The sequence below is a fragment of the Streptomyces sp. NPDC107765 genome (assembly GCF_055657085.1).
Genome location: NZ_JBVKBL010000002.1, coordinates 471,537 through 485,853 on the forward strand (window position 1 = coordinate 471,537; position 14,317 = coordinate 485,853).

Genomic DNA, 14,317 nt, shown 5'->3' on the forward strand with positions numbered 1-14,317 from the left:
CAGAGCCGGGGTCCGGGTGTCTCAGAGCGCGAGCGTCACGACGAGGCCGACCGCGCCCGCCACGAGGGGCGCGAGGATGCCGTACGACCAGCGGACCACCGGCTCGCCCTGGGCGTCCGCCCGGTCCCCGACGCGTTCCTTGATCTCGCGCAGTTCGTCGAGGGCCTGGTCCGCCAGGGCGCGCGGGGCCGGTCCGGCGCCGGCGTCCGGGCCGAACCGGGGGGTGTCCGCGCCGGCGCCGCGCAGGGCCTGCCGGTTCGCCTTCTTGCGCTGCCGCAGGGAGACCGGGATGGCCCACAGCTGGAATTTCCCGGCGGTGGTGAACACCTCCGTGGAGAACGAGGCGCGCAGCTCCTCGACCGCGCCCCAGGGCATCGTGATCGTACGGAACGGATTGCGCACGGTCAGCCGCTCGTCGCCGGCCCGCACCAGCGGCCGCAGGGTGAAGGCGGCCACCAGCGGGACGCCGAGGAGCAGGGCGAACACCGTGGTCAGCCTGGCGTGCGGGCTGCCGTGCAGCAGGGCGTCGGCACCGAGCCAGCCGCCGAGCAGCAGGAGCAGGACGCCACCGACGAGGGCCGCGGGCGAGCGGTAGCTGCGCTCGGCGTACTGCTGCGGTGGCGGGGTGGTCCGGTCCTGGCGCGTCATGCCGCCGATTCTGCCTGACCGTCCGGATGCCGGACATTGCGTTACGGCATCATTCGGGCCGACGGCCGGAATGGCGGCATCCAGGGGGATGACATTGCGCTACGCGCGTAGATATGCTCCCCTCGTGACCATGCCCATCACTGTTCCCGCATACGGCAAGGAAGCCGCGGGGCGTCTGGCGTCAATGGCGGCCGTGACCGCCGACGACGGTGCGCTGCGCCGCTTCCTCCACGGCCTCCCCGGCGTCGACGCGGTCGGCCTCGAAGCCCGCGCCGCCACCCTCGGCACCCGCTCGATCAAGACCACGGCGAAGGCATACGCCATCGACCTCGCCCTCTCGATGATCGACCTGACCACCCTCGAAGGCGCGGACACCCCGGGCAAGGTCCGGGCGCTGTGCGCCAAGGGCATCAACCCGGATCCCACCGACCGCACCACCCCCAAGGTCGCGGCGATCTGCGTCTACCCCGACATGGTCGCGACGGCCAAGGAGGCGCTCGGCGACTCCGGCATCCACGTCGCGTCCGTCGCCACCGCCTTCCCGGCCGGCCGCGCCGCGCTGCCGGTCAAGCTCGCCGACACCCGGGACGCGGTCGCGGCCGGCGCCGACGAGATCGACATGGTGATCGACCGGGGTGCCTTCCTCTCCGGCCGCTACCTGGAGGTCTTCGAGGAGATCAAGGCCGTCAAGGAGGCCTGCGCCCGGCCCGACGGCTCGGCCGCGCACCTGAAGGTCATCTTCGAGACCGGCGAGCTCCAGACGTACGACAACGTCCGCCGGGTGTCCTGGCTGGCGATGCTGGCCGGCGCCGACTTCATCAAGACCTCCACCGGCAAGGTGGCCGTGAACGCCACCCCGCCCGTCACGCTGCTGATGCTGGAGGCGGTCCGCGACTTCCACGCCGCCACCGGTGTCCAGGTCGGCGTGAAGCCGGCCGGCGGGATCCGCACCACCAAGGACGCGATCAAGTACCTGGTGATGGTCAACGAGACGCTCGGCGAGCCCTGGCTGACCGCCGACTGGTTCCGCTTCGGCGCCTCCAGCCTCCTGAACGACCTGCTGATGCAGCGCCAGAAGCTCAGCACCGGCCGCTACTCCGGCCCCGACTACGTCACGGTGGACTGAGGCACCCATGACCTTCGCATACGCACCCGCACCCGAGTCCCGGTCGGTCGTCGACATCGCGCCGTCCTACGGACTGTTCATCGACGGCGAGTTCGCCCCGGCCGCCGACGGCAAGGTCTTCAAGACCGTCTCCCCCTCCTCCGAGGAGGTCCTGTCCGAGGTCGCCCAGGCCACCTCCGACGACGTCGACCGGGCCGTCAAGGCCGCCCGCAAGGCGTTCGAGAAGTGGTCGGCGCTGCCGGGCGCCGAGCGCGCCAAGTACCTGTTCCGGATCGCCCGGATCATCCAGGAACGCTCGCGCGAGCTGGCCGTCCTGGAGTCGCTGGACAACGGCAAGCCGATCCGCGAGTCCCGCGACGCCGACCTGCCGCTGGTCGCCGCGCACTTCTTCTACTACGCGGGCTGGGCCGACAAGCTCGGCCACGCCGGCTACGGCCCGAACCCGCGCCCCCTGGGCGTCGCGGGCCAGGTCATCCCGTGGAACTTCCCGCTGCTGATGCTGGCGTGGAAGATCGCCCCGGCGCTGGCGACCGGCAACACGGTCGTGCTGAAGCCGGCCGAGACCACCCCGCTGTCCGCCCTGTTCTTCGCGGACGTCTGCCGTCAGGCGGGCCTGCCCAAGGGCGTCGTCAACATCCTCACCGGGGACGGCTCGACGGGCGCGGCGCTGGTGGCCCACCCCGACGTCAACAAGGTGGCCTTCACCGGCTCCACCGAGGTCGGCAAGGCCATCGCCCGTACGGTCGCCGGCACGGACAAGAAGCTCACCCTCGAACTGGGCGGCAAGGCGGCGAACATCGTCTTCGACGACGCCCCGATCGACCAGGCCGTCGAGGGCATCGTCAACGGCATCTTCTTCAACCAGGGCCACGTCTGCTGCGCCGGCTCCCGCCTCCTGGTGCAGGAGTCGGTCCAGGACGAGCTGCTGGACGCGCTCAAGCGGCGGATGCAGACCCTGCGCGTGGGCGACCCGCTCGACAAGAACACCGACATCGGCGCGATCAACTCGGCCGAGCAGCTGGCCCGGATCACCGAGCTGGCCGACGCGGGCGAGGCCGAGGGCGCCGAGCGCTGGGCCCCGTCCTGCGAACTCCCCTCCGCCGGCTACTGGTTCGCGCCCACGCTCTTCACGGGCGTCACCCAGGCCCACCGGATCGCCCGGGAGGAGATCTTCGGCCCGGTGCTGTCCGTGCTGACCTTCCGCACCCCGGCCGAGGCCGTGGAGAAGGCCAACAACACCCCGTACGGCCTCTCCGCGGGCATCTGGACGGAGAAGGGCTCGCGCATCCTGTGGATGGCGAACAAGCTCCGTGCGGGTGTCATCTGGTCCAACACGTTCAACAAGTTCGACCCGGCCTCGCCGTTCGGCGGCTACAAGGAGTCGGGCTTCGGCCGCGAGGGCGGCCGGCACGGTCTGGAGGCGTACCTCGATGTCTGAGCGTCTGTCGGTCTTCAAGACCTACAAGCTGTACGTGGGCGGGAAGTTCCCGCGTTCCGAGAGCGGCCGGGTGTACGAGGTGAGTGACGCGAAGGGCAACTGGCTGGCGAACGCACCCCTGTCCTCCCGCAAGGACGCGCGGGACGCGGTGGTCGCCGCCCGCAAGGCGTTCGGTGGCTGGTCGGGCGCCACGGCGTACAACCGCGGGCAGATCCTCTACCGCATCGCCGAGATGCTGGAGGGCCGCCGCGACCAGTTCGTCGCCGAGGTCGCCGACGCCGAGGGGCTGTCCAGGGCCAAGGCCACCGCCCAGGTGGAGGCGGCGATCGACCGCTGGGTCTGGTACGCGGGCTGGTCCGACAAGGTCGCGCAGATCGCCGGCGGCGCCAACCCCGTCGCGGGCCCGTACTTCAACCTCTCCTCGCCCGAGCCGACCGGTGTGGTCGCGGTCCTGGCCCCGCAGGAGTCGTCGTTCCTGGGCCTGGTCTCGGTGATCGCGCCGGCCATCGTCACCGGTAACACCGTCGTGGTGATCGCCTCGGAGAAGTCCCCGCTGCCCGCCCTGTCGCTGGGTGAGGTGCTGGCCACGTCCGACCTGCCGGGCGGGGTGGTCAACGTCCTCTCGGGCCGTACGGCGGAGATCGCCGCGCCGCTCGCCGCCCACCAGGACGTCAACGCGCTCGATCTCGCGGGTGCGGACGCCGGATCGGCCAAGGAGCTGGAGACCGCGGCGGCCGACAACCTCAAGCGGGTGCTGCGCCCGCGCACGGAGGACTGGAGCGCCGACCCGGGCACGGACCGGCTGCTGGCCTTCCTGGAGACGAAGACGGTCTGGCACCCGATGGGTGTCTGACCGGCGCGTCCACGACACACCACCGCCCCGGGTGCCGCGGCACCCGGGGCGGTGGTGTGCCCGAAGAGGGACGGGAGTTCGCCCCTGGATTCACCTAGCCGGGCAGGATCCGTTCGACCTTGTTGACCAGCGGGACGTCGCGGATCGCCGCGCCGTGCGAGAGGCTGCCGGTCACCAGGGTGGTGCTGAGCGGCTTGAAGTCGGCGACCTGGGTGCCGACGGCGTTGGCGAGCGGGTCGACGCCGGTGTTGGCCAGAGGGTCCACCTGGATGTTCTTCAGCGGCCCGACGCCGCCGGCCGCGGAGGTCAGCAGCGCGCCGGTCAACGCGTGGGCGGTGGCGCCGGTGTCGGTGCTGTGCCGGTCGGTGCCGTGCCGGTCGGTGCCGTGGTCAGGGCTGTGGTCAGGAGTGTGGTGCGGGGTGGACGCGGGGGCCGCGCCTGCCGTCGCCGCACCGCCCCCCGCGAGCGCGGCGCCGGCCGCGGAGACCACCAGGCCGGCGCGCAGCAGGGTGCGCGGGACGCGGCTGGGCTTGGGACGTGCGTGGGAGGGCATCTGCCACCTGCCTGTGGTTCGAAAAGCATCGGAATGCGTCGGAATACGTCGGAAGCGTGCGGCGTCCAGGGGGGTTGGGTAATCGTCTGACCGCGTAGCGTAGTTGAGCTGCGGGTGGGCGGGCCACCTCGCGCGCCAGGGGTAGCCCACACGGCGCAATGCGGGACAATGGCTGTCCGTGACCACCGACTCCGCCGCCCGGCCGCCCTCCTCCGAGCCCTCGACCACCGTCGAGCCGGGAGGTGCCCGCACCCGCGTCGTCCTGCTGACCGGCCCGTCCGGCACCGGCAAGACGTCCCTGGCCGCCCACAGCAGGCTGCCCGTCCTCCGTCTCGACGACTTCTACAAGGAGGGGACGGACCCGACGCTGCCCCAACTGCCGGACGGCGGCGGCGCGGACTGGGACTCGCCGCTCTCCTGGGACGCCGGTGCCGCCGTCGCCGCGATCGAGGCGCTGTGCCGCACGGGGCGCACGGACGTTCCGGTGTACGACATCTCGCTCAGCGCCCGGGTCGGCGCCGTCGAACTCGATCTCCGGGGTGCCCCGCTGTTCATCGCCGAGGGCATCTTCGCCGCCGATGTGATCGCGGCGTGCCGGGCGGCGGGCCTGCTGGCCGATGCGCTGTGTCTGCGCGGGCATCCGGTCACCACCTTCCGCCGGCGGCTGCAGCGGGACCTGCAAGAGGCCCGCAAACCGGTCCCGTACCTGATACGCCGGGGGCTGCGGCTGCTGCGCGCCGAGCGGTCCGTGGTGGCCCGCCACACGGCGCTGGGCGCCCACCCGTGCGCGCGGCCGGAGGCGCTGGCCCGTATTTCCGCCGCGGGTGCGGTCCGTCCCGTGGGTGCGGAACGGGCGGCCGTAGGCTCCTGACCGCCGGCCGGGCACGTCGGGTGCCCGGCGCCTCAGGGGAGGACGTACCGATGCCGAGGGAACACCACTACCGCACGACGGTCACCTGGACCGGCAACAACGGCACGGGGACCAGCAACTACCGGGTGTACGGCCGGGACCACGAGGTCAGCGCCGAGGGGCTGCCGCCGCTGCCGGGCACCGCGGACCCGGCGTTCCGCGGGACGGCCGACCGCTGGAACCCCGAGCAGCTGCTGCTCGCCTCTCTGGCGCAGTGCCACATGCTGTCCTATCTGGCGCTGTGCGCGCTGGCCGGCGTGGTGGTGACCGGGTACACGGACGACGCGGCGGGCACGATGGCGGAGGACGGCAAGGGCGGCGGCAACTTCACGGAGGTGGTGCTGCGGCCGCGCGTCGAGGTCGCCTCGGCGGACGACGTCGAACGGGCCCGGGCGCTGCACCACGACGCCCACGAGAAGTGCTTCATCGCCAACTCGGTGAACTTCCCGGTCCGGCACGAGCCGGTGGTGACGGTGCGGGACGCGTAGCCGCGCGGGCGGCGGACGCACGGAAGCGGGCTCGGGCAGACCCCCCGGCCGCCCGAACCCGCGATTTCCCCCGTACTTCCCCCGTAACCCGATCCCCCTCGGGCCTACCCCCCTCGGGCGTCCCTTTCAGGTCCCCCTCGGGCCTTTCCCCCGTTGGCGCGGCCCGTTCCCCCGTCGGGCCGCGCCGATCCTTCAGGCCACCAGCTCGCCGAAGGACTCTTCCTCGTCACGGCCGAAGCTGAGCACCTCGTCGTCGCGCAGCCGTCGCAGCGCGCGCCAGATGCTCGACTTCACCGTGCCGACACTGATGTTGAGGATGTCCGCGATCTCCGGATCCGTGCGGCCCTCGTAGTAGCGCAGCACCAGCATCGTGCGCTGCGTCTCGGGCAGCCGGGCCAGCGCCTGCCACAGCACGGCGCGCAGCTCGGTGCCGCGCATCGCGTCGACGTCGCCGGCGGTCTCCGGCAGCTCCTCCGTCGGGTACTCGTTGAGCTTGCGCCGGCGCCAGGCGCTGATGTGCAGGTTGGTCATGGTGCGGCGCAGATAGCCGCCGAGCGCCGCCTTGTCGCTGATCCGGTCCCAGGCCCGGTAGGTCGAGAACAGTGCGCTCTGCAGCAGGTCCTCGGCCTCGTGGCGGTCGCCGGTCAGGTGGTAGGCGGTGGCGTACAGGGAGGCGCGGCGCTCCTGGACGTAGGCGGTGAAGGCCGCTTCGGCCTCGGCCGCCTCCGACGCGGAACGCCGTTCCCCCGTGCCCTCCCCGTACTCCGCTCCCCCGTTGTTCCCCCCGTGGACGGCGCTTCCCCCGTGCCGTCCCGTTCCCCCGTCGATCTCCACCGTCGTCGCGTCGATGGCCACCATGTACGGCGGCCGCTGACGCCCGATGCCGCGAGCACACCCCCGCAGGCTCACGGCACCGGACTTCTCCGGTGTCCGCACCACGTCGTGGAGTCGCGTGATAACTGCGCTGGAAGTGGTGCCGTGCAGTGTGGTCATCTCGCGCCCCCCGTCGTAGAGCCGGCTCGTTCGGTCCGTTTCGGTGTCCCGGGCGGTGATCGGTGTTGATCTCTCCCGGTGACCCAAAGCCTGCCAACGCAGTTTCATCGCGTTGTCCGCCGACTGTCACAGCCCTGTCACAGGGGCAGGTCCGGCGCGGCGGACGGTTCGCGGGGACGGCGGTCCGGGTAGGCCGGGGCCACTGGTCGATGTCCCGGCGTCCCATGGGCCAGAATGGCTGCCGTGCCTTTCCTGTTGCTGATCGAGGACGACGACGCCATCCGCACGGCCCTCGAACTCTCGCTGTCCCGCCAGGGTCACCGTGTGGTGACCGCGGCGACGGGCGAGGACGGTCTGAAGCTGCTGCGCGAGCAGCGCCCGGACCTGATCGTGCTGGATGTGATGCTGCCGGGCATCGACGGTTTCGAGGTGTGCCGCCGGATCCGGCGTACGGACCAGCTGCCCATCATCCTGCTCACCGCGCGCAACGACGACATCGACGTCGTGGTGGGACTGGAGTCCGGGGCGGACGACTACGTCGTCAAACCGGTCCAGGGGCGGGTGCTGGACGCCCGGATCCGGGCCGTGCTGCGCCGCGGGGAGCGCGAGTCCAGTGACTCGGCGACCTTCGGTTCGCTGGTCATCGACCGCTCGGCGATGACCGTCACCAAGAACGGCGAGGATCTGCAACTGACACCGACCGAGCTGCGGTTGCTGCTGGAGCTGAGCCGGCGGCCCGGCCAGGCGCTGTCCCGGCAGCAGCTGCTGCGGCTGGTGTGGGAGCACGACTACCTGGGCGACTCGCGCCTGGTGGACGCCTGTGTGCAGCGGCTGCGGGCGAAGGTGGAGGACGTGCCGTCCTCGCCGACCCTGATCCGTACGGTCCGCGGCGTCGGCTACCGGCTGGACTCGCCGCAGTGAGGGAACGCGGTACGGACGGCGGGCCGGCGCAGGAGCGCGCGCAGGGCCCGGCCGGCGGCCCCGACGCGCCCACGGCCACGCCCGGGCCGGGCAGTCGGCTGCTGCGGCTGCTCGGCCGGGCGCCGGGGCTGCTGCGCTGGACGAGTCTGCGGCTGCGGCTGGTGGTGGTCTTCGCGCTGGTGGCACTGACCGCGGCGGTGTCCGCGTCCGGCATCGCGTACTGGCTGAACCGCAACACGGTGCTGGACCGCACCCAGAACGCGGTGCTCAAGGACTTCCGCAAGGCGCTGGAGGACAGTACGCGGTCGCTGCCGCTGCGTCCGCGGTGCGCCGAACTCCAGGACGCGGCACGGCAGATGGCGGCCGGGCCGCAGAACTACGCGGTGCTGCTGATCGGCGTGGACCGGTCGGGCAAGGACTGCGCGGCCACCACGGACAAGGACCTGCTGACGCTGGCGACGGTGCCGGCCTCACTGCGCAAGGCGGTGAACGAGGTCCGTCCGGTCGACGAGTCCAACCGCTATGCGCACCACCTGTACTGGCAGCGCAAACAGATCGGGGACACCCCGTACCTCGTCGCCGGGGCGAAGGTGATCGGCGGCGGGCCGACCGGCTACATGATGAAGTCGCTGGCCACCGAGCGGCAGGACCTCAACTCGCTGGCCTGGTCGCTGGGGATCGCCACCGCGCTCGCGCTGGTCGGCTCGGCGCTGCTGGCGCAGGCCGCCGCGACGACCGTGCTGCGGCCCGTACAGCGGCTGGGGCACGCGGCGCGGCAGCTCGGCGAGGGACGGCTGGACACCCGGCTGCGGGTGACCGGCACCGACGAACTCGCGGATCTCTCCCGGACCTTCAACCGCACGGCGGAGCGGCTGCAACAACGGGTCGAGGAGCTGAGCGGCCGGGAGGCGGCCTCCCGCCGCTTCGTCGCGGACATGTCGCACGAGCTGCGCACGCCGCTGACGGCGATCACCGCGGTCTCCGAGGTGCTGGAGGAGGAGGCCGAGTCCCTCGACCCGATGATCGCGCCCGCGGTCCAGCTGGTGGTGAGCGAGACCCGGCGGCTGAACGACCTGGTGGAGAACCTGATGGAGGTCACCCGCTTCGACGCGGGAACGGCCCGGCTGGTGCTGGACGACGTCGACGTCGCGGACCAGGTCACGGCGTGCATCGACGCGCGGGCCTGGCTGGACGCGGTCGACCTGGACGCGGACCGCGGCATCGTGGCCCGGCTCGACCCGAGGCGGCTCGACGTCATCCTGGCCAACCTGATCGGCAACGCCCTCAAACACGGCGGCTCGCCGGTCCGGGTGTCGGTGCGCACCGAGGACGCGGCCGGCGAGGAGCCGGACGGCACGGCCGGTCAGGAGGCGCCGGGCGGCGCCGACCAGGAGGCTCCCGCGGCGGCGAGCGGCCCGGCGGGCCCGTTCCGTACCGCGGACGGCCCGGAGCAGGCCGCCGACGGACCGCAGGGGGCCGGACAGCCGACGGGCGGCGACCGGCCGGGCAGCGGCCAGCTGGTGATCCGCGTACGGGACCACGGCCCCGGCATCCCCGAAGAGGTGCTGCCGCACGTCTTCGACCGCTTCTACAAGGCGAGCGCCTCCCGCCCGCGCTCCGAGGGCAGCGGCCTGGGCCTGTCCATCGCCCTGGAGAACGCGCACATCCACGGCGGCGAGATCACCGCCGCCAACCTCCCCGAGGGCGGTGCGGTCTTCACGCTGCGCCTGCCGATGGACGCCTCCCCCCTGGCCGACGACGGCCGACGCGACGGCTCCCCGGCCGGGCCCGGCCCCGGGCCCCGCAACAACGGCACGAAGGACGGGCGATGACGCGGCGGGGAGATCTGGCGGGGCAGGGAGAGCTGGCGGGACGCCGGGCCGGACGCCGGTGGCGGCGTGCCGCCGGGGCGGTCGCGCTGCTGACCCTGGCGGCGACCGGCTGCGGGATCCGCGGTACGTCCGTGCCGGTGGACGCGGGCGGGGCGCCCGCGCGGGTCAGCTGCAAGGCACCGGCGGGCGAGGCCGCGCCGGGCGAGGGCACCCGGGCCACCCTGTACCTGGTGTGCGGCTCGGCCCTGGCCCAGGTGGAACGAACGGTCCCGCCGGCCAAGGCCCCGGCCGGCGCCGACGTCCGCCTGCGGACCGCCCGTGCCCTCCTCCGTTCACTGCAGCAGCCGCCGTCCCCCGACGAGGAGAAGGCGGGCTTCAGCAGCGCACTGCCCGCCGACCTGAAGGTCGAGGGCCCGCACCCGGGCGACCCGGCGGACGCCTTCCGCCTGAGCCTCCCCCCGGACGACCTCCCGTCGTTCGCCCTGGCCCAACTGGTGTGCACCTACGGCGCCAGCCCGGCCCTCGGCCGCACCCACGCAGCCGTCCTCTCCGGCCCCGACCACACCACCCCCCACCGCTACGACTGCTCCGCCGACGTCCTCTCCAACCCGGACATCGCCGAACACGCGGGGTGGGGGGACACGTTGTCGGGGAACGGCTGACCCTGGGGCTTCCCCCGCCCCCTCCCCCTCCGACGGGCTTCGCCTCCTCTGGGGCCTCGCCTCCCCTGGGCTTCGCCTCCTCCGACGGGCTTCGCCCGCCGTGCCGGGGCTTCCCCCGCCCCCTCCCCCTCTCCCCCTTCGGGGGAGGGGGCGGGGGGTGGGTTCGGGGGTGGGGGGATGCGGCCCCTGCGCGCGCGGCCACCCCGGCGAGCCCACCCCGCCCGCGACCCCGCCAGCGCGCCCGAGCCACGACCCCGCGGCCCCGCCGTCCCCGCCCAGCTCCACGGCCCCGCCGCCCCGCCGCCCGGCCCCGTCCCGCCGCCCCACCGCCCCCGCCACCGGAAGCCCCTCCGCACACCCCCCAAGGCCCCGCCCGCCTCGCCCCGCGACGCCTCACGCCCCCGGCCACACCCCACGCCCCAAGACGGGTGCAATAGGGCGGAACCACGGCCACCGGTCCTGGCGTCCTGGGCTTTGTGCAGCGTCATGGCCACGGCACCGCCGCCTCCCCCCGTATGCGCGTCACCGGACTTCTTCTCCTTGTGGCGCATCTGCTGATCGTCGGCTGGCTCACGCTGCGTCCCCGGACCGTGCCCTGGGTCCCGGCGGCGAACCTCGAACCGCTGGCGACCATCCGGGCCGAGCTGGCGCGCGGGGCGTCGTGGGAGGCCGTGCAGCATCTGGGCGGCTCGGTGCTGCTGCTCGCGCCGCTGGGGGTGCTGCTGCCCCTTTCCGCCGGCCGGCTGAACGTTTCGCCGCTGGTCTCCTTCACCCGTACCGCCTTCGCCGGCGCGATGATCGCGCTGGCCATCGAACTGCTGCAGTCAGGGATCCCCGGACGCGTCCCCGATGTCGACTCGGTGCTGCTGAACACCCTGGGCGTGGCGGTGGTGCACCTGGTGGTCGTCCCCGGGGCCCGGTGCCGGCTCCGCCGGCGGTACGAGCGTCTCGGGGGTGCGACCCCGAAGATCTCCAGGGTCGGCCTCACACCCCAGGCTGACGTGCTCTCGGGCGGCCGGACCTACCTTTGAGACATCGGGCAAACGCCCCACGTAGTCGCAAAGGAGTCCTCTCTCATGGCCGCCGCACTGGTCCGCCCCCGCAGCAACCGAATGATCGCCGGAGTGTGCGCGGGCCTGGCCCGTCGCTTCGGTACGACGCCGGCCACGATGCGCGTGATCTTCCTGGTGTCGTGTCTGCTTCCCGGCCCGCAGTTCCTGGTCTACCTCGCGCTCTGGATACTCCTCCCTTCGGAGGAGAAGGCACACGGCGCCGCCGCCTGGTAGTCCCACCGCGCCGCGTGGGTCACCCCGCCGCATGACCCACCGCACCCGAAGCAAGCCGACGGCCCGTACGCCTGCGGAGGCGTACGGGCCGGGGACGGTGCGCCGCGCACCCCTGTGGGCGGCGGGGTGTGCGGGGCTCAGCCCAGCGGGAGGGCCTTGCTGACGGCGCCGGTGGGCAGGCCGCCGAGGAGCTTGTTGCCCTTGGAGTTCAGGTGCGTCTTGACGTTGTGGTTGCCCGGCTTGGCGTTGGTGCCGCTGTTGACGCTCTTGGTGGCCCCCGAGACGGTGTCGGTGGCGCTGTGCAGCAGACCGCCGGCGGTGTCGGCGGCACCGGTCGCCGGGGCGGCGGAGGCGACGCCCGCGGCGGTGACGGCAATGGCGGCACCGAGCGCGGCAGCACCGAGAGTCTTGATCGTTCCCTGCTTCATCGAATTACGTCCTCATTGATGGGGGCTTGACCGGCCCATCAACCTAGTGATGCGGCAACCGGCGTCGCAAACAGCCAGAAGGAAACAAAAAACGGCCGGTGGACATTCCACCGGCCGTTGCGCTATATGCTCGCGCCGTCCCCGTTACGTACGGTCAGAAGCGCTGCTGGGAGGGGGTGTTCAGCCCATCGGGCGGAACAGCCACTCGGCCCGCAGTTCCGCGTAACCGGGCTTGATGACGTCATTGATCATTGCCAGACGTTCATCGAAAGGAATGAATGCTGATTTCATCGCATTGACTGTAAACCACTGCATGTCATCGAGCGTGTAGCGAAATGTCTTGACCAGGTGCTCGAATTCCCGGGACATGTTCGTACCGCTCATCAGCCGGTTGTCGGTGTTGACGGTGAGGCGGAACTGGAGCCGGCGCAGCAGGCCGATGGGGTGCTCGGCGTAGGAGGGGGCGGCGCCGGTCTGGAGGTTGGAGGTGGGGCACATCTCCAGCGGGATCCGCTTGTCGCGCACGTAGGAGGCGAGCCGGCCGAGCTTGACGGTGCCGTCGTCGGCGACCTCGATGTCGTCGATGATCCGGACGCCGTGGCCGAGGCGGTCGGCGCCGCACCACTGGAGCGCCTGCCAGATGGAGGGCAGCCCGAAGGCCTCTCCCGCGTGGATGGTGAAGTGGTTGTTCTCCCGCTTGAGGTACTCGAACGCGTCGAGGTGGCGGGTGGGCGGGTAGCCGGCCTCGGCGCCCGCGATGTCGAAGCCGACGACGCCGGAGTCGCGGTAGCGGTTGGCGAGTTCGGCGATCTCCAGGGCGCGGGCGGCGTGCCGCATGGCGGTCAGCAGGGCGCCGACGCGGATGCGGTGGCCGTTCTCGCGGGCCCGCCGCTCGCCCTCGCGGAAGCCCTCGTTGACGGCCTCGACGACCTCTTCGAGGGTCAGCCCCTGCTCCAGGTGCTGCTCGGGCGCGTAGCGGACCTCGGCGTAGACCACGCCGTCGGCGGCCAGGTCCTCGGCGCACTCGGCGGCCACCCGGGCCAGTGCGTCGCGGGTCTGCATGACGGCGCAGGTGTGCGCGAAGGTCTCCAGGTAGCGCTCCAGCGAGCCGGAGTCGGCGGCTTCGCGGAACCAGATGCCCAGCTTCTCGGCATCGGTCTCGGGCAGACCGGTGTACCCGGTCTCGCGGGCCAGGTCGACGACCGTGGCGGGGCGCAGGCCGCCGTCGAGGTGATCGTGCAGCAGCACCTTGGGGGCGCGGCGGATCTGTTCACTGCTCGGAAGGGTGGTGGTCTCGCTCGTCATTTCGGCACTGTAGCCCCTACGCGCGTAGATCTCACCGAACGATACGTAACAGTGACCCGTCCACAGGGTGGCGGGCCGGTCTCCTTCTGCCATCGTTCTGGTCATGGCTCAGCAAGCGCTGCCGGTGCGCGAGGCCCGGCTGGGAAAACCGCTGGGAGCGAACGGCAAGGAGGGGACGGTCAGCGGCGTTGCCCTGTTACTGCCGGGGGGCGGACCGACCGGGATCCGCCGACCGTCACCGGTGACCGCGCTCGCGGTACGCCCCCTCGCCCTCCGGCTGGCCCGGGCAGGACGCCCCGAAGGGCTGGCCTCGCATGTGGTGCACTACCGCTGCCGCGGCTGGAACGGTTCCGCTGCCCACCCCGCGCGCGACGCCACCTGGGCCCTGGAGGAGGTGGTGCGCCGCTACGGCGACGTCCCGGTCTGCCTCGTCGGTACGGGCATGGGCGCCCGCGCCGCCCTGCACGCCGCCGGCCACCCCGCCGTCCACTCCGTACTGGCCATCGCACCGTGGCTGCCCGACCACCGCGCCACCGGCGAGCAGCCCGATCCGGTGAAGCAGCTCGTCGGCCGTCAGGTACTGCTCGTGCACGGCACCAACGACGAGCGCCACGACCCCGACCTGTCCTACCGCTACGCCGAGCGCGCCAAGAAGATCAACCGCGACACCTGCCGCTTCGAGGTGCACTCCGACGGCCACTCCCTCCACCAGCACCGCGCCGAAGTCCTCGCCCTGGCCACCGACTTCCTCCTCGGCTCCCTCTTCGCCCGCGACTACGCCCGCCCCCTCAAGGACGCCCTCGCCGCGCCCCCGCCCCTGGGCCTCCGCATGCCCCTGGCCACCGGCTTCGGGACGTCGTTGCGGCACTGAGCG

The 14,317-nt window shown here is 72.5% G+C and carries 16 protein-coding genes; 11 read left to right on the forward strand and 5 right to left on the reverse strand.

Features of this window, described 5'->3' with window-relative positions:
• Positions 1-21: 21 nt before the first annotated feature.
• The gene (locus ACZ7MX_RS06595; RefSeq protein ID WP_472129915.1) at positions 22-648 is read right to left on the reverse strand and encodes a PH domain-containing protein; all 627 of its coding nucleotides are present in this window, start codon (positions 646-648) and stop codon (positions 22-24) included.
• 130 nt (positions 649-778) lie between these two features.
• On the opposite strand from ACZ7MX_RS06595, the gene deoC reads away from it, so the two are divergent.
• The 3 genes from deoC to ACZ7MX_RS06610 are packed head-to-tail and all read left to right on the forward strand — an operon-like array spanning position 779 to position 4,065.
• Positions 779-1,774 carry a deoxyribose-phosphate aldolase gene (deoC, locus tag ACZ7MX_RS06600; protein WP_472130593.1) on the forward strand — a complete coding sequence of 332 codons (996 nt, stop codon included), beginning with the start codon at positions 779-781 and terminating at the stop codon, positions 1,772-1,774.
• Positions 1,775-1,781: 7 nt separating this feature from the next.
• On the forward strand, positions 1,782-3,212 hold the full coding sequence (locus ACZ7MX_RS06605; protein WP_472129917.1) for an aldehyde dehydrogenase family protein: 1,431 nt from the start codon (positions 1,782-1,784) through the stop codon (positions 3,210-3,212).
• Positions 3,205-4,065, forward strand: a complete 861-nt coding sequence (locus ACZ7MX_RS06610) for an aldehyde dehydrogenase family protein (RefSeq protein ID WP_472129919.1) — start codon at positions 3,205-3,207, stop codon at positions 4,063-4,065. Before ACZ7MX_RS06605 ends, ACZ7MX_RS06610 begins: the two co-directional genes overlap by 8 nt.
• A 94-nt stretch (positions 4,066-4,159) precedes the next feature.
• Here the strand turns inward: ACZ7MX_RS06610 and ACZ7MX_RS06615 are convergent, their stop codons facing one another.
• The gene (locus ACZ7MX_RS06615) at positions 4,160-4,618 is read right to left on the reverse strand and encodes a hypothetical protein (protein WP_472129920.1); all 459 of its coding nucleotides are present in this window, start codon (positions 4,616-4,618) and stop codon (positions 4,160-4,162) included.
• Between the two features lie 178 nt (positions 4,619-4,796).
• Here ACZ7MX_RS06615 and ACZ7MX_RS06620 point away from each other — a divergent pair, with 178 nt between their 5' ends.
• Together ACZ7MX_RS06620 and ACZ7MX_RS06625 are read left to right on the forward strand one after the other, a co-directional pair.
• The gene (locus tag ACZ7MX_RS06620; RefSeq protein WP_472129921.1) at positions 4,797-5,489 is read left to right on the forward strand and encodes an ATP-binding protein; all 693 of its coding nucleotides are present in this window, start codon (positions 4,797-4,799) and stop codon (positions 5,487-5,489) included.
• 50 nt (positions 5,490-5,539) lie between these two features.
• Positions 5,540-6,016 (forward strand): OsmC family protein, encoded by a 477-nt coding sequence (locus ACZ7MX_RS06625; RefSeq protein ID WP_472129923.1) that lies wholly within the window; start codon positions 5,540-5,542, stop codon positions 6,014-6,016.
• A gap of 192 nt (positions 6,017-6,208) precedes the next feature.
• Here the strand turns inward: ACZ7MX_RS06625 and ACZ7MX_RS06630 are convergent, their stop codons facing one another.
• A complete protein-coding gene (locus ACZ7MX_RS06630; protein ID WP_472129924.1) occupies positions 6,209-7,009 on the reverse strand; it encodes a SigE family RNA polymerase sigma factor in 801 nt (266 codons plus the stop codon).
• Between the two features lie 243 nt (positions 7,010-7,252).
• On the opposite strand from ACZ7MX_RS06630, the gene afsQ1 reads away from it, so the two are divergent.
• The 5 genes from afsQ1 to ACZ7MX_RS06655 all read left to right on the forward strand — a co-directional run bounded on the left by afsQ1 (position 7,253) and on the right by ACZ7MX_RS06655 (position 11,710).
• The gene (gene afsQ1 / locus ACZ7MX_RS06635; RefSeq protein WP_026169550.1) at positions 7,253-7,930 is read left to right on the forward strand and encodes a two-component system response regulator AfsQ1; all 678 of its coding nucleotides are present in this window, start codon (positions 7,253-7,255) and stop codon (positions 7,928-7,930) included.
• The gene (locus ACZ7MX_RS06640) at positions 7,927-9,762 is read left to right on the forward strand and encodes an ATP-binding protein (RefSeq protein ID WP_472129926.1); all 1,836 of its coding nucleotides are present in this window, start codon (positions 7,927-7,929) and stop codon (positions 9,760-9,762) included. The genes afsQ1 and ACZ7MX_RS06640 overlap by 4 nt, the downstream gene beginning before the upstream one ends.
• On the forward strand, positions 9,759-10,424 hold the full coding sequence (locus ACZ7MX_RS06645; protein ID WP_472129928.1) for a hypothetical protein: 666 nt from the start codon (positions 9,759-9,761) through the stop codon (positions 10,422-10,424). Before ACZ7MX_RS06640 ends, ACZ7MX_RS06645 begins: the two co-directional genes overlap by 4 nt.
• Positions 10,425-10,900: 476 nt before the next feature.
• Positions 10,901-11,455 (forward strand): VanZ family protein, encoded by a 555-nt coding sequence (locus ACZ7MX_RS06650; protein ID WP_472129930.1) that lies wholly within the window; start codon positions 10,901-10,903, stop codon positions 11,453-11,455.
• A 45-nt stretch (positions 11,456-11,500) separates the two neighbouring features.
• Positions 11,501-11,710 (forward strand): PspC domain-containing protein, encoded by a 210-nt coding sequence (locus ACZ7MX_RS06655; RefSeq protein WP_472129932.1) that lies wholly within the window; start codon positions 11,501-11,503, stop codon positions 11,708-11,710.
• 137 nt (positions 11,711-11,847) lie between these two features.
• Here the strand turns inward: ACZ7MX_RS06655 and ACZ7MX_RS06660 are convergent, their stop codons facing one another.
• Complete coding sequence (locus tag ACZ7MX_RS06660) at positions 11,848-12,138, reverse strand: hypothetical protein (RefSeq protein ID WP_472129934.1); 291 nt, start codon at positions 12,136-12,138, stop codon at positions 11,848-11,850.
• A gap of 180 nt (positions 12,139-12,318) precedes the next feature.
• The gene (locus ACZ7MX_RS06665) at positions 12,319-13,443 is read right to left on the reverse strand and encodes an adenosine deaminase (RefSeq protein ID WP_393565610.1); all 1,125 of its coding nucleotides are present in this window, start codon (positions 13,441-13,443) and stop codon (positions 12,319-12,321) included.
• Between the two features lie 103 nt (positions 13,444-13,546).
• On the opposite strand from ACZ7MX_RS06665, the gene ACZ7MX_RS06670 reads away from it, so the two are divergent.
• Positions 13,547-14,314: an alpha/beta fold hydrolase gene (locus tag ACZ7MX_RS06670; RefSeq protein ID WP_472129935.1), complete on the forward strand. Its 768-nt coding sequence runs from the start codon at positions 13,547-13,549 to the stop codon at positions 14,312-14,314.
• Positions 14,315-14,317: the final 3 nt, after the last annotated feature.

What these genes read in the sequence shown, in the direction of transcription:
- ACZ7MX_RS06595 (WP_472129915.1), bottom strand. Translation starts at nt 648, where the DNA reads ATGACGCGCCAGGACCGGACCACCCCGCCACCGCAGCAGTACGCCGAG.
- deoC (WP_472130593.1), top strand. Translation starts at nt 779, where the DNA reads ATGCCCATCACTGTTCCCGCATACGGCAAGGAAGCCGCGGGGCGTCTG.
- ACZ7MX_RS06605 (WP_472129917.1), top strand. Translation starts at nt 1,782, where the DNA reads ATGACCTTCGCATACGCACCCGCACCCGAGTCCCGGTCGGTCGTCGAC.
- ACZ7MX_RS06610 (WP_472129919.1), top strand. Translation starts at nt 3,205, where the DNA reads ATGTCTGAGCGTCTGTCGGTCTTCAAGACCTACAAGCTGTACGTGGGC.
- ACZ7MX_RS06615 (WP_472129920.1), bottom strand. Translation starts at nt 4,618, where the DNA reads ATGCCCTCCCACGCACGTCCCAAGCCCAGCCGCGTCCCGCGCACCCTG.
- ACZ7MX_RS06625 (WP_472129923.1), top strand. Translation starts at nt 5,540, where the DNA reads ATGCCGAGGGAACACCACTACCGCACGACGGTCACCTGGACCGGCAAC.
- ACZ7MX_RS06630 (WP_472129924.1), bottom strand. Translation starts at nt 7,009, where the DNA reads ATGACCACACTGCACGGCACCACTTCCAGCGCAGTTATCACGCGACTC.
- ACZ7MX_RS06645 (WP_472129928.1), top strand. Translation starts at nt 9,759, where the DNA reads ATGACGCGGCGGGGAGATCTGGCGGGGCAGGGAGAGCTGGCGGGACGC.
- ACZ7MX_RS06655 (WP_472129932.1), top strand. Translation starts at nt 11,501, where the DNA reads ATGGCCGCCGCACTGGTCCGCCCCCGCAGCAACCGAATGATCGCCGGA.
- ACZ7MX_RS06660 (WP_472129934.1), bottom strand. Translation starts at nt 12,138, where the DNA reads ATGAAGCAGGGAACGATCAAGACTCTCGGTGCTGCCGCGCTCGGTGCC.
- ACZ7MX_RS06665 (WP_393565610.1), bottom strand. Translation starts at nt 13,443, where the DNA reads ATGACGAGCGAGACCACCACCCTTCCGAGCAGTGAACAGATCCGCCGC.
- ACZ7MX_RS06670 (WP_472129935.1), top strand. Translation starts at nt 13,547, where the DNA reads ATGGCTCAGCAAGCGCTGCCGGTGCGCGAGGCCCGGCTGGGAAAACCG.